Below are 12,931 nucleotides of genomic sequence, written 5' to 3' on the forward strand. Positions count from 1 at the left end.
CCTTGCTCACGTCGAGGCCCCGGACTCCGCATAATCGTACGCGCCGCATAACGGCGCATATCGGTGTGGCCCGTCGCGATCCAAACCCTGACATTGCTTGGGATCGGGATCATCGCCGGCTCAGGACATCAAGTACGCGTCTCAACGCCTCGGCGTCGACATTCTCATCGACCCGGATACTTTTGCCGTCACCGAGTTTGATCTCGATCAGGCCGCGGCGTTTCCTGACGGGCGCCCCCGATGGCGGTTCCATGGAGGGTGCCTTCTCGGCCACGGGCTCGGCTGGGACGATCCGGACTGGAACAAGATGTGCCACTGTAGAAGGGCTCCTCGCAACCCGAGCCTGCCGCCGCCACGTGAACACCAAACTGGTCGCAATGCCGTGTCTGCGCGCGATCTCCGCCACCACCGCGCCAGGCGCCAACGTCTCTTCAATGATCCGCATCTTCTCGTCGCGAGACCAGCGACGGCGGCGCTCAATTCCGCCCAGAACTTCAACCCGCATCAACCGACCTTAAGGCTAGCCTTAAAGCCGCATGCTTCGCCTCAGGCCGTCACCATGCAAGGCGGCCCTCGCCGGAGGCATACCAATGACGATCCTGTCGCCGTGGACAATCAGCGCCACGTGCGGAAGGTGCTCGAGAGCGCTGGGCCGGTCGTCTGCGCCTGGGGCGCCCATGGTGGGCATCTCGGCCAGGACGAAACGATGCTCGGATGGCTCGGACCCAGCCATCTCTATGCCGTCAAGATCACCGCGGCTGGCCACCCAGCACATCCGCTCTACCTGCCGAGGCACATCAAGCTCAAGACGTTGGCACGATGAAGCGCAATGTAAAAGGTGACCCCCGATGATCTCGAAGACTGAGCAACTCTCTGCCGAGGTCCAGGAAGCTGCTACTGCTCGACCACGGCGGCATACCTCGCCGCATAAGGCCTTAATTCTCGCTGCGGCGTTGCTCTCGGCAGCAATGGTGGGCGGCACTATCGTGGCTGCCGCCTATGAATATGGCGTCATCTCCGCGGTCGTTTTGTTCGTGCTCGCGCTTGTCCTGATTATCGCATTCGTCGACGTGTTTTTTGCCAATGAATAGCAACGTTTCCGAGTTGCACCGCATCTATCAGCGGGGAGATATTGCCTTGCCATTCCGAGGGGGATGCTACCGACCTTGCGTTGCAGGACCATGGAAGCCAGCAAATCACCTGCCTGATTGTGATCCTGTGCCAGATGAGTCGCGAGCTTGGTATATTGCATCACACTTTCGCGGACTTGCCGCGTAACTGTAGGCTCTCTTGCAAGGAGCCGCTGTAGCGATGATGTCCATGATGGGCGACACGAGCATCAACGTCGCACCATATCTCGCCGCCACAACCCCTGGTCCATCGATCACAAAATGCATAATCCTCGCCAAGGATATTATTATGTTCATCTTTTGCTAGATCAAATAATCCATGATATTTGAGGTTTGGGGTGGTCAAATTATCTTTGAGGGCATCCCAACGGTATTCCGTTTCTGCATACTTCCGGACCATCGACTCAAGGCAATCCCGCCGCAAAAGCATCAGCCCAGCTCCGATACGCGAAGCTTTTGCAAAGCCGCGGCGAACAGCGAGCTTCTCCTGGCCCGTGATTATCGCCGGATTGTCGAACACCACGTTCCAATTTACGGTGGCGGCATGAAAAGTATCAAGGTTCTTCGGCAGGTTGCCTTCAGGTAGTGGGTAATCGTAGTTCTTTGACACATAGGGTGCGGCTGCGAATGGTACATCTGCTCGCAGCAGGCGAAGTATGGTGTGAGGCGACCATTCCATATCGGCGTCTACGAATAGTAAATGTGATTTATCCTTCCTCGCGAGAAATTCTGCTACAATAGCGTTCCTTGCGTGGCTAATTACCGCGCACCCGCTGAAAGAGAATATTGCCGCCTGGGCCTTTTCCTGCAGCAGAGTAACTATGGTATTTGTTATTGAGGTGGCCGTCTCCACGTATAATTTTCTGTCGTAGGAAGGTATGGCGATCAGAATGTTCCAGGTTTTCATTCAAGGTACCTAAATATTCTAAGGGGACTTTCGACGGGGAAGTGCCCCGTCGTATTAGTTCCATCGGTAGAGAGTTCGCCTCAGCGCTAATGTTGCGGTTCGCTGAGCGGGACGACAGTCGCATATCAAGCTGGTCGCTATCCAACAAGGTAGAGGTTGACTCGTGGAGTGAGAAAAGAATGATCTCACACCTTGTGATCTTGCATTGGCAGTTCGACACGCCTGAGCGTGTATGACTCCACCAAAATTCTCTGTTTTTTAGATCCTATGCACAATATTTAAAGACGCCTTGCTTCCCTTGTCTCTTCTGGATCGGCCCATCACGATCTCGCGCTTGGCGGGCGGAACGACAATTAAGGTCTCTCTCTCTGCAGGACGCGCGCCGTGACATTGGTGAACCGGTGGATCCACAGAGGCGAAAATGGCAACGACACCGGCGCCGACAGCGGTGACCAAGGTGCCTCGATCTAACGCGGCGGCATCGGTTCCGGCTCCTGGGAAATGGGCGGTTCGCAAGGCAACGGGGCGATGGCATGCAGGGCGGCTCGTCGGCCAGGAAGAATGGCAAAGAGCACGGAAACGGTGATTGGCCAGGAAACGGCGGCGGGCTCGTTGGCAATGGCGACTAATTACTGACCAGCAAGGCCGCCCCGTTCGCCCGGGCAGCAAGTCAGTACACCTTGATTGAAAAAGAAAACCCGGCTGGGAGGTCAAGCTCAGCCGGGTTTTCATATTTGCTTTGAGCCTCGCGAGCTCACTTCAAAACGTAGCAGCAATCGCATTAAGGTCAAGAGCACAACCTTGAAGAACGCAATTTTTGAGACTCATAATGGCTAAGAGCGTTTCCGCAGATTGTGTGTCTTTTTTGATACGACCATTTAGCGAATCGAGCTTGGAATGAGGCCAAAGTCTGGTCTGAACGTAGAAGGAAATAGGAAATGGAAGGTGAAAAGAAAAAAAGAGGCAAAGGATGGGAGCCGAGCTTACGTATAGATTGGAACAGAGTAAGAAAAGACTTGCGCGTTGCTCGTAAAAAAAGAGGATTGTCTTTTCGAAAAATGGAAGAACTTGTAGGAATGTCTTTTGCAAGTCTTTCAAAAATGGAGCTTGGAAAATCAAAATGCTCAGCAGACGGCTTGATAACGATTATAGACTTTATAGATGGTAATATTCACGAATATATAGTTAAATCTGAGATTTAACTGCATATTGCTGTAGTGTCGTGTCTATCTATACACGCTATAAGAAATATAAATTGAAATTATAAAAATTATTACCATTAGAATTAAAAATTAAGCTTCAACATATTTTAATTTGTAGCTTTGTGAATTTTAGATTTTATAAAAGTAGCTTTAGAAACGTTATTGTACACTTTGATATCGCTCAAAAATTGATTGGCCGGCCAATACTGCAGGAGTTAGTTGTGTGTCTTCCACGCCACACCGTTGCTGCAAAGTGGCATTTTGGTGACGTCATCGCGACGCCGGGCATTGCAATTTGCAACCCCTTGTAAGCATTCTCACTCAACGGTCCCCGATCAAGGGATCGGCATCCGGATTGCAAGCAGTGAGTGTGATCGGGGTCTCGCAAACGGTCAGCTGTATCTGGCCATAACAAACCTGTCTTGGAGGTCATCCTTATGATGATTAAGTCTCTTCTCCTCGGCGCCGCCGCCGGTATCGTCGCTCTCGGCGCTGCTCAGGCCGCCGATCTGCCCATGACCAAGGGCGAAGCCGTCGAGTATGTTAAGGTCTGCTCGACCTTCGGCCCCGGCTTCTTCTACATCCCCGGCAGCGACACCTGCCTCAAGATCGGCGGTGAAATCCGCGCTGACTATCGCGTGTTCGGCGGCGATACGCCGGTTGCCGGCCTTCGCTCTGGCAGCTTCAACCGCAACGACAACCGCAGCGCCTTCGGCACCCAGGGTCGTATCTGGTTCGATGCCCGCACCCAGACCGATTGGGGTCTGCTGCGTTCCTACTTCCAGATCAACGCCTCCGGCCGTACCGCCACCCGCATCGGCACTGGCTCCACCAACACTTTCTCGGTCGATAAGGCCTTCATCCAGTTCGGCGGCCTGACGGCTGGTTATGCCCATTCGTTCTTCGGCTTCTACGATAACGAATACGGCGACACCATCTGGGCGCCCTACTACGCCGAATCGAACACCGTGAACCTGCTGGCGTACACCGCCCAGTTCGGTGGCGGCTTCAGCGCCACGCTGTCGATCGAAGACGGTCGTGATCATCGCGCCGATGGGCTCGACGGTGTGTTTGTCGGACTTGGTGGCGGCACGGGCACCGCTTATCTTGCGGGTGGCCAGCAGGTTCCGGATATTGTCGGCCAGCTGCGCTATGACGCCGACTGGGGCTCTTTGGCAGCGCAGGCTGCCGGTCACCAGACTCGCTCTGGCGACATTATTGGTGCTAACGGTGTTCCGCTTCCGCCCGGCGGCGGCGGTATCCCGCATGAGAACAAGTATGGGTTCGCGGTGGGCGGTACGGTGCTCATCAAGATCCCGGTCATCGACGGCGGCCACTTCATCGTTGAAGGTCAGTATGCCGATGGTGCGACCGACTACCTCGGCGCTGGAAACACCGTCTTGGGCAGTTCCGATGTCTTCTTCTCCAGCACGGCGGTCGCCCGCGCTGAGCGCGGCAAGGGCTGGTCGATCGTCGGTGAACTCGGTGGCAACATCACGCCCGTGTTGAACGCCAACCTGGTCGCCAGCTATATCGACACCCAATACAACAATGCCGTCCTCACTCCGACTGGCGGCTTCCAGGATTACAAGATCCAGGAGTTCACGGTCGCCGGTAACCTGACCTACACCATCGTGAAGGGCCTGACGATCGCGGGTGAAGTTTCCTACACCCGCGTCGAGCAGAATAACATTCCCAACGCGGTGGTGGCGCCGACCGCGCTCATCGACGACAAGGCCAATATCTGGCAGGCTGGTATCCGCCTGAAGCGGACCTTCTAAGCTATAGCCTAAGTTTGCGGAAAGGCCCGGCGAAAGCCGGGCCTTTTTGCGTTGTATCGTGTCGCACAAAGCAGGTCGGTGGCCTCGCACAACAAATGCGGAAGCGCAGCTAATTTACGAACTGACTTCCGGCTTAAGCATGGCAATCTTGATAGGACCCCTTCTCTTATCTCTTGTGATGTCGGAAATAATAAGATTGTTCGAGCAATCGCGATTTAGTTGAGTCCGGGCGTTTCTATGATCTCGACGTTGGGTCACCCCGCGGCGTTATCCATTACTCCCTGCAGGGCTAAGGTTTTTTTTAAGTTCGAATCGATGCATCGCAGGTTGCGTACCACATTGGCGATCGGCGTCATGCTCATAGAACAGATCGAACTGGTGTGTCATGGGTTGACGCGGCATGGACTTCTCCCCGAGTCGTGTCGTGAGAGCCCAATGCTGCGCCGATGCCTTGCGATTGCGAGAAAGCCCCTATGTCATGAAGAAGTCGCGCCAGAGCGCCGAGCACTGCAAGGTCGACGCACGGGACTGTCGTAATACGCCAGTTCGCGCTGGCTACCCGGTCGAACATCCATGCCGGAACCTCCAGCCACCGATGTGACGACCGGCCAGAAAGACTGCAGCGCAAAACCGCAACGTCATGCTTCTCGATCACTTCATGGATATGGACTTGTCGCCCGGCCCAGGGGTGCCACGGATAAAGAAGCTCCCGCTGGACGGTCCCGTGGGCGTTCCTTCGCTGAGTTGTATAACGAGGTTCGTCCTCACAGCGCCATCGGCAACAAGGTGCCGATATCGCTCATGAACGGCCCCGGCGCATCCCAGCCGCCGTGAGCCTTAGCCCGGAAAATCCGCCGGCCGGGCGGTCCAAATTCAGGGAGCACCTCAATCGGTACAAGAGGATGCATGAATTCAATACTTTCATTAGCGAAGCTATTAGGTAGTGCGCCCGCGCTCGGATATACGATCTGTGGCAAGCTTCGACTCAATGCGGAAACAAAACAATGAAGAAATTCGAGTGGCTTGCGATGGTTGCAGGACTAATCATCTGTGGAGTTACGATTTCGGTCGGCATAAGGCTGCTCGAATTTGCATGCCGAACTCACCTCAGTGGGCACACTCAATAGGTGTTGGATTTGGCGTTTTCCTTGGTAGCGTTACAATAAACGTAGTGAGCCGGGCGCAAAGCACCAAAAGCGGGGACTTGCCGTGAGGCTCAGGAAAAGCATTTGCGTCGTCGCGGCCCTCGCCGCTGGACTTTCAACGCTCGTGCAGGCAAACGCCGACGAACTTCATATTCCTCATGCGACTGAGCAGATGCAACGCGTGGTCATGGACCGGATCAAGGCGTGCATGTCTCCAGCGGCTGACGGAGACTCGATCGTTCGCATAGCTGTCAATAAGGACGGCACACTCTCTGGCAAGCCGATTGTCATTAAGTCTTCGACGCAGAATGCGGGTAACATGGTGTTACGTGCCACTATACGATGTATAACCGTTGCCGATCCGCTGAAGATACCGGTTGGTGACTATGACAAATGGAAGGTGGCGGATTACGATTTTCACCTCCAAATGACTGGAAGTGAAAATATTTTGGGGCAAGGCGATCGTTATGGTGATCATTCCCCGCGATTTCGAAAAGAGACTGCGAGAGATCCTTAGCGAATTTCGGGCACTTGCGGCTCAAGCTGAGAAAGAGCTGACGAAGTTAAATGAAATAAAACTTGATGAAAACGGAATCGATCAATCAGATAACCTCACTTTATACTCTGAGTTGGCACCTACCTTCGCGAAATTACCGCGTCGCGGCGTGCTACCCGACGTTCAACGGAAGGAATTTTCCCAGAGGGAAATCGAGCGAACCATTCGTGATTCTAAAAGTAAGGCAGACAAATTTGAAAAATACATTCCAAGACTGTCTTCATTGATCGAATACGCTTCGGAAAAACAAGCCAAAGGATATCGGAGATTCCTTTCTGAAACCAGAAGGAGTTCAGACAAAAAAGATTTTATCTCTAATGCTTCGAAGAACCTCATTCACAATATAGTGAAAGATGTATGTCCTGACGTCCATCCCAGTGACATTTGGATGCTGACATTTATGTTCTATCAGTACCACTATACAGAATACTGAATCTGCATACGATCAATTTTGCCGGAAAAATCTCAGACCTCAGCGCCACGCCGCCGACCCGCCAATTCCCCCTTGCCCGCTATTTTGTCCGGGTAAAAATGATTCTACAATCCAAGAATGTAGATCAAAAAAGGCATGCTCCGACTTGGCAGAATCCAATAGAGCTTGCCCTACTGGGTAAGACCGTATGTCCGCCTCTGCCGGTGAGGTGGCTCGCCCTACACTGCGCGTCCGAGGGTTGCTCGGGCGGTCCGAGCCGATCCTCATCACAGGAGGACGAGCCGTGGCGGATTATAGGGAAGCTTTTGTCGGAATCGATGTCGCGAAGCTGAGGAATGCCATCGCGGTTGCCGAAGCCGGCCGGGAGGGCGAGGTTCGCTACTTCGGCGAGGTCGATGCATCAGATGCAAGCATGCGCCGGGTTATCCAGCGGATCGCCGCCAAGTTCGATCGGGTCCACTTCTGCTACGAGGCCGGCCCCACCGGCTATGGTCTCTACCGGCTGATCCGTTTGCTCGGCCATGAATGCACCGTGGTGGCGCCGTCGCTGATTCCAAGGAAGCCTGGCGATCGGGTGAAGACGAACCGCCGGGATGCTCTTTCACTGGCACGATTGCTGCGCGCCGGCGAGCTCACGGCGGTATGGGTTCCTGATGAAGACCACGAAGCCGTGCGAGATCTGGTTCGCGCCCGCACGGCAGCGGTCGAGACGCTGCGGGTCCATCGTCAGCAGGTGAGTGCCTTCATGCTCAAGCATGGTCGTACCTATCCGCGTACGAAGGGATGGACCATGCGCTACCTGCGTTGGCTACAGGAGCAGCGGTTCGATTATCCTGCCCATCAGATCACACTCCAGGAAATGTGTCGCGTTGCCTCGTGTAATTTTGTTACCGGATGCCTCACCGAGAATGTTACCAATCCGCCTAGCATGCGGCCTTCGAAGCGGCTGTTCGCGCCATCCTGCTCCCGGCAGCGATCTGCCGCCGAACGACTGCAGTGAACGCGAACAGCGGGACCATAGGGTTGAGTTTCTTGGTTGCTGGCCGTCCCGGAGCCTTAATCTAGTCACGTGGCATGGGCTGCTTTGTTGATGCTACGGCTGTGGGCCTGTGGGCAACGCGTGAGCGTTGTCCAAGCTTCGCCTCCGGCGAAGCGTCATGTCCACACCCTTATTTGCGTGGAGTGCCGGTGGGGCGATCTTGCCGGTAACATTTTCGGTGAGGCAACGACACCCGTTCGGTAACATTTTGTTTGAGGCAATGCGACAACAATGAACTCTACACCGGGGTGCTGGTGTGGAACCGCCAGCGCTTCATCAAGGATCCTGCCACCGGCAGGCGCGTCTCACGAGCCAATCCGCCGAGCAAATGGATCCGCACCGAAGTGCCGCATCTCAGGATCGTCGAGGACGAGCTGTGGCAGGCCGTGAAGGAGAGGCAGAAGGCCATCGCTAGCCGGTTCGAGGCGGCGACCATCGGCACGCGCAAGGCAAGAGCCAGGAAGCTGCACACCATGAAGCGGCCGGTCTCCCTGCTTTCCGGCTTGCTCACCTGCGGCTGCTGCGGTGGGCGCTATGGCTTGTCCCAGCGTGATCGCTATGCCTGCCTGAACCATCAACGCCGGGGCACCTGCGAGAACGGCCGCACTATCACACGCGAGACGATCGAGCAGCGTGTCCTGGCGGGCCTGAAGGAAAGGCTGGTCTCGGCCGATGCCGTGGCCGAGGCGGTGCGGGCCTATGCCCAGGAAACCAACCGGCTCAACCAAGAGCGCCGCGCGCAAGGCGAGCAGGATCGCAAGGCGCTCGACAAGATCGAGCGGGCTATCGCCGGCATCATGGCTGCGATCGAGGATGGCCTCTATCAGCAGACCATGAAGGCCAGGATGGAAGATCTGGAGCGACAGAAGGCGGAGGTCACCGAACGCTTGGCACAGGCTCCCACCGATGTTCCCGACTTGCATCCCAACATTGCAACTCTCTACCGCAAGCGCGTGGAGCACTTCACCCAAACGCTCGCTGACCACGAGGACAGCCGCCAGGCCACCGAGGCGTTGCGCTCGCTGATCGGGGAGATCGTGCTTACCCCCCGCGACAATCGCGGCGAGGTGCACGCCGAGCTACGCGGCGAGCTGTTCGGCATCCTCGAATTCGTCGATCCCGAACGAAATCAAAGGGTTGGAGAAGTTATGACAAAAGGGGTTGCAGGCCCCGCAACCAACGATCCTTGCGACAGCAAGCGACCCAAAATCCCGACCTCCGAAAGGACGTCGGGGTTTTTCTTGTTGGCGGCAAAGCGCAGCATGGCGGCCAAATCCCCGCGCAGCACGATGGCGAGCGTGCCGGCATCCGGGACCAGGGTGATGCTCTCGACCAGGCTGCGCAGGATCGCCGCCGCTTCGCCGATCGTCGATGGGTCCTGGAGGTTGGTGTGCAGGTCAGTGATACGCTGACGGTAGAACTGCGTCATATTCGGGTGGAGCAGGGGCGGCGGCTTCTCGACATTCGCGAGCATGCCGGTCAGTTCCGACTTGCGGACCTCCAGTGCACCGATCTTGTCCTTGAGCGTTGCGCCGGGCACGCCGTCAAGGATCGCCTGAACGGCCTTGTCGAGTTCCCGGTTCGTGCGTTCGAGTTCTCGCCGCTTGGCCTCGATATCAGCACCTCGCTGGATGCGTAGCCGATTGACCTCGCGGGTGAACGCCTCGCAGAACTCCTCGAACAGGGCCGGCTCCATCAGCTGGGTGCGCAGGCCATTCATCACCGAGGCTTCGAGGGCGGCACGCCGGATGTTGAGGCGATTGCCGCAGATTCCCTTGTTACGCGCCGTGGTGCAGCCGAGCAGATCCTTCGAGATCATCCCGTAGCCGCCGCCACAGCAGCCGCACTTCACCAGGCCCGCGAACAGATGCCGGGGACGGCGATGCTCGTTGAGCTTGTTCTCACCCGGGGCGGAGGGCTCATAGGCGAGTGTCTGCTGGCGGTTCTTGGCGGCATCCCAGGTCTCTTGCTCAACGATACGCAGCGCGGGGACATCCTGGATTACCCATTCGGATTCCGGGTTGGGCCGGGAGACGCGCTTGCCGCTGTCCGGATCCTTGATGTAGCGCAGCCGATTCCAGACGAGGCGGCCGACATAGAGTTCATTGTTGAGGATGCCGACGCCACGCCTCGGGTTGCCGTGAATGGTCGAGGGTCCCCATTCGGCGCCCTGTGGTCCGGACACGCCCTCGTGGTTCAGCTCGAAGGCGATGGTGCGCGAGGATTTGCCGGCGAGGTAATCGGCGAAGATGCGGCGGACGATTGCCGCCTCCGCGAGATTGATGGTTCGCTCGCCTCGGGCAAGTTGCCCACCGACGGCGGCTTGGCCGACGACGTCGTAGCCGAAGCACAGGCCCCCGCCTGATTTGCCATCCTCGATACGCCCCCGTAGGCCTCGCCGGGTCTTGTCGGCGAGGTCCTTGAGGAAGAGCGCGTTCATCGTGCCCTTCAGGCCGACATGCAGATGGGTGACATCACCTTCCGACAGGGTGACGATGCGCACGCCCGCAAAAGCCATGCGCTTGAACAGGCCGGCTATATCCTCCTGGTCGCGGCTGAGGCGGTCCATGGCCTCGGCGAGCACCACGGTGAACTTGCCGCGCATCGCATCGGCGATCAGCTCCTGGATGCCGGGCCGGAGCAGGGAGGCCCCGGAGATCGCCCGATCCGTGTAGCTGTCGACAATGGCCCAGCCCTGCTGCTCGGCATGGCGACGGCACAGGCGCAGTTGGTCCTCGATCGAGGCGTCGCGTTGGTTGTCGGAGGAATAGCGGGCGTGGAGCGCAACCTTCATCGGCGGGTCTCCTCAGTCGGGGAGGTCATCCTGCTCCCGCGATCGAGCTTCGGCCAGCACGAAAGCCTGCGCGGCTTGTCGCGCCAGCAGGCGGACGAGGGCGACGAGGCGAGGATCCGGCCGGGCAGGGGGCGAGGACGGCGAGCCACGGTCGACCGTGTTCGGTCTCGCGCCAGGCTTTGCGACCGATATCCTCTGTCGTCTGGCCACGATGGTCCCGCTTTCTCTCTCCGGAGAGCTTCGCATCGGCAAAGCATGCCAGGGCAGGGGGTGATCGCAAGACAAAAGTCGAGCTTAAACAAAGGCTTGCCTCGTAAGGAAGCGGGTTAAGGCGCAAGTTGGATAAACGCGGCGATAAACGGCGGGAAAGGGCGGCGCGGTCAAAACATCGTGAGCATCGGCCAAATGCCCCCTACGAATGAGCCCAGCTAGGCTGGTTCGATTGCCCTTTCTGAAAATTGTTCATGATCGTCCTGTGTGAAACGGCGGAGGTCGGCGAGGATCAGCCTCAGTTGCGGCCATGGGAACTCGTCGGAATCCTCCGAGGGTTCGCCCGAACGCAGAACGGCGTCGAGCTTGGCGGCGACGCCGGATAAGGATGAGGCGGCAATGCTCCATAGTGCCTCGGCCAGCTGTTGTTCGTAGTCGAAGGCGGCGGCTTCTTCGGCGAGCGCGGCGGAATAGCCGATCCGGCGGTCGGCGTCCTCCCAACGCCGGCGGTGTTGCTCGAGTTGCAATAGCGCTTGGGCTCGGAGGGCGGCCATGGTGGGATCGCTTGCGTCTAGCCGCTCGACGTCGCGCGCGCAGGTGATGCGTATCGGCTTGGTCCCGATGGCCGGGACAAAGACGATTTGAGGCAGGCCTACCGTTTGCTGCAGCTTGGTCTCCAGACGCTGCTGCTTGCGGCAGAGCGCCAGGCTGGCGCGTGAGGCCGCGTCCCAGGCACGCCAGGCGTCGACGGCGGGGTCGGTCTGTTCGCTACCGTTGGCAATTTGAGGCAGAAATGGCGCTGTCGAGGCGGCCAATGCCGTTGAAATCAAACGTCTGCGCGAAACGACGGGCAGACTCGTGCTAGTCTCAGAATCAGCCATGATCCGAGCTCCCGATAGCTTGGGTGGTGGTTAGGCTGGGTTGGGTGTTCCCGCACTCGGCCCAGCCGGGTCACGTGCAATGCACGTGCAATGCATGTGCGTATCTTTGCTCTCGTTCCTTGGTAAATGCAAGCATCAAAAGACTATGTCGAAACAGCCGTTCACGACCCGCATTGATGCCGAGATTCTTAAGCTCGCTAGGCGCATTGCTGCGTCTGAAAGACGTTCGATCACAAGTCTGATTGAGGTGGCGCTGCTGGAATACGCGGAAAAGGCCGGCTTCGCTGATGAACGTCGGAATAACGAATTAAAGTCGAAAGAGCGGTCAGATTGACGAAAACATCACATGGATCGCTGGGGGCAGACGTTCCGCGCTTTCGGCTGCAGCGGAATTCCGCGCGGGGCGTCAATTGTAGCGGGCCCTGCTAAGGGCTCCGCCCCCGCGCGGGTCAAGAGAACTCTTTGGCCTTTCGCGGCATAAACAGCCGCCTCCCCACAAGCGAGTCCCCTCCATTTATTCCACGGTGCCAAAGACTTCTCCTGCCCCTTGCTACCCCGGTCTCGCCGACAGGCAGGGTTGCAGCAAAGAGCTGCAACACACGCCCAAAAACCTAACGACCCATGAATGAGCTGAAGCAGGAAGCCTAAACTGGTTGACCCTGCTTTGGCGTCAACCCCTACAGTCCGCGAGCGGACCGGTTGGGCTTCGCCGGAATGGCCAGCCCGGGTTCTCCAATCTCAAGAATCAGGTATCAAACATTCTGAACCGATGATGGAGATCAAGGAACTGGCCGGACCCCTGCCGACCTCTCGAAAGCACCCACGCAAAGGAAAAGGCCGATGCCGGCCTGAC

Annotated in this window: 12 protein-coding genes and 2 pseudogenes; 9 read left to right on the forward strand and 5 right to left on the reverse strand. The window is 57.4% G+C overall.

What is annotated here, in order from left to right; all coding sequences use genetic code 11:
* Positions 1-109: 109 nt before the first annotated feature.
* On the reverse strand, positions 110-445 hold the full coding sequence (gene tnpA / locus ACMDCR_RS10385) for an IS66-like element accessory protein TnpA (protein WP_413992456.1): 336 nt from the start codon (positions 443-445) through the stop codon (positions 110-112).
* On the opposite strand from tnpA, the gene ACMDCR_RS10390 reads away from it, so the two are divergent.
* Positions 383-823, forward strand: a complete 441-nt coding sequence (locus tag ACMDCR_RS10390; RefSeq protein ID WP_413992457.1) for a DUF1643 domain-containing protein — start codon at positions 383-385, stop codon at positions 821-823. The genes tnpA and ACMDCR_RS10390 overlap by 63 nt on opposite strands.
* A 25-nt stretch (positions 824-848) precedes the next feature.
* Positions 849-1,091, forward strand: coding sequence for a hypothetical protein (locus tag ACMDCR_RS10395; protein ID WP_413992458.1), 243 nt, complete (start codon positions 849-851; stop codon positions 1,089-1,091).
* Between the two features lie 160 nt (positions 1,092-1,251).
* On the opposite strand, the gene ACMDCR_RS10400 is transcribed toward ACMDCR_RS10395, so the two are convergent.
* The gene (locus tag ACMDCR_RS10400) at positions 1,252-2,037 is read right to left on the reverse strand and encodes a hypothetical protein (protein WP_413992459.1); all 786 of its coding nucleotides are present in this window, start codon (positions 2,035-2,037) and stop codon (positions 1,252-1,254) included.
* 938 nt (positions 2,038-2,975) lie between these two features.
* Between ACMDCR_RS10400 and ACMDCR_RS10405 the strand changes: the two genes are divergently transcribed.
* Both ACMDCR_RS10405 and ACMDCR_RS10410 read left to right on the forward strand, forming a co-directional pair.
* Positions 2,976-3,239, forward strand: a complete 264-nt coding sequence (locus ACMDCR_RS10405; RefSeq protein WP_413992460.1) for a helix-turn-helix domain-containing protein — start codon at positions 2,976-2,978, stop codon at positions 3,237-3,239.
* A gap of 437 nt (positions 3,240-3,676) precedes the next feature.
* Positions 3,677-5,020, forward strand: coding sequence for a porin (locus tag ACMDCR_RS10410; protein ID WP_413992461.1), 1,344 nt, complete (start codon positions 3,677-3,679; stop codon positions 5,018-5,020).
* 764 nt (positions 5,021-5,784) lie between these two features.
* On the opposite strand, the gene ACMDCR_RS10415 is transcribed toward ACMDCR_RS10410, so the two are convergent.
* Positions 5,785-5,997 (reverse strand): hypothetical protein, encoded by a 213-nt coding sequence (locus tag ACMDCR_RS10415; protein WP_413993828.1) that lies wholly within the window; start codon positions 5,995-5,997, stop codon positions 5,785-5,787.
* Between the two features lie 232 nt (positions 5,998-6,229).
* On the opposite strand from ACMDCR_RS10415, the gene ACMDCR_RS10420 reads away from it, so the two are divergent.
* The 4 genes and pseudogenes from ACMDCR_RS10420 to ACMDCR_RS10435 form a co-directional block, all read left to right on the forward strand.
* On the forward strand, positions 6,230-6,682 hold the full coding sequence (locus ACMDCR_RS10420) for a hypothetical protein (RefSeq protein WP_413992462.1): 453 nt from the start codon (positions 6,230-6,232) through the stop codon (positions 6,680-6,682).
* Positions 6,633-7,154, forward strand: a complete 522-nt coding sequence (locus ACMDCR_RS10425) for a hypothetical protein (protein ID WP_413992463.1) — start codon at positions 6,633-6,635, stop codon at positions 7,152-7,154. Before ACMDCR_RS10420 ends, ACMDCR_RS10425 begins: the two co-directional genes overlap by 50 nt.
* A 187-nt stretch (positions 7,155-7,341) precedes the next feature.
* A pseudogene (locus ACMDCR_RS10430) lies at positions 7,342-8,016 on the forward strand (IS110 family transposase); the annotation flags it as partial.
* A 431-nt stretch (positions 8,017-8,447) separates the two neighbouring features.
* Positions 8,448-8,783 (forward strand): annotated as a pseudogene (locus ACMDCR_RS10435) (recombinase family protein); the annotation flags it as partial.
* Positions 8,784-9,322: 539 nt separating this feature from the next.
* On the opposite strand, the gene ACMDCR_RS10440 reads toward ACMDCR_RS10435, so the two are convergent.
* Both ACMDCR_RS10440 and ACMDCR_RS10445 read right to left on the reverse strand, forming a co-directional pair.
* Positions 9,323-10,987: a recombinase family protein gene (locus tag ACMDCR_RS10440; protein ID WP_413992464.1), complete on the reverse strand. Its 1,665-nt coding sequence runs from the start codon at positions 10,985-10,987 to the stop codon at positions 9,323-9,325.
* 428 nt (positions 10,988-11,415) lie between these two features.
* Positions 11,416-12,078 (reverse strand): hypothetical protein, encoded by a 663-nt coding sequence (locus ACMDCR_RS10445; RefSeq protein WP_413992465.1) that lies wholly within the window; start codon positions 12,076-12,078, stop codon positions 11,416-11,418.
* A gap of 145 nt (positions 12,079-12,223) precedes the next feature.
* On the opposite strand from ACMDCR_RS10445, the gene ACMDCR_RS10450 reads away from it, so the two are divergent.
* Complete coding sequence (locus ACMDCR_RS10450) at positions 12,224-12,412, forward strand: hypothetical protein (RefSeq protein WP_413992466.1); 189 nt, start codon at positions 12,224-12,226, stop codon at positions 12,410-12,412.
* The last annotated feature ends 519 nt before the right edge of the window (positions 12,413-12,931 follow it).

The organism is Labrys okinawensis, from assembly GCF_047345005.1.
Lineage (GTDB): Bacteria > Pseudomonadota > Alphaproteobacteria > Rhizobiales > Labraceae > Labrys > Labrys okinawensis.

Excerpts from the sequence above, each read along its gene's own strand:
- ACMDCR_RS10450 (WP_413992466.1), top strand. The coding sequence starts at position 12,224 with ATGTCGAAACAGCCGTTCACGACCCGCATTGATGCCGAGATTCTTAAG.
- ACMDCR_RS10445 (WP_413992465.1), bottom strand. The coding sequence starts at position 12,078 with ATGGCTGATTCTGAGACTAGCACGAGTCTGCCCGTCGTTTCGCGCAGA.
- ACMDCR_RS10425 (WP_413992463.1), top strand. The coding sequence starts at position 6,633 with ATGGTGATCATTCCCCGCGATTTCGAAAAGAGACTGCGAGAGATCCTT.
- ACMDCR_RS10395 (WP_413992458.1), top strand. The coding sequence starts at position 849 with ATGATCTCGAAGACTGAGCAACTCTCTGCCGAGGTCCAGGAAGCTGCT.
- ACMDCR_RS10405 (WP_413992460.1), top strand. The coding sequence starts at position 2,976 with ATGGAAGGTGAAAAGAAAAAAAGAGGCAAAGGATGGGAGCCGAGCTTA.
- ACMDCR_RS10400 (WP_413992459.1), bottom strand. The coding sequence starts at position 2,037 with ATGAAAACCTGGAACATTCTGATCGCCATACCTTCCTACGACAGAAAA.
- ACMDCR_RS10440 (WP_413992464.1), bottom strand. The coding sequence starts at position 10,987 with ATGAAGGTTGCGCTCCACGCCCGCTATTCCTCCGACAACCAACGCGAC.
- tnpA (WP_413992456.1), bottom strand. The coding sequence starts at position 445 with ATGCGGATCATTGAAGAGACGTTGGCGCCTGGCGCGGTGGTGGCGGAG.
- ACMDCR_RS10410 (WP_413992461.1), top strand. The coding sequence starts at position 3,677 with ATGATGATTAAGTCTCTTCTCCTCGGCGCCGCCGCCGGTATCGTCGCT.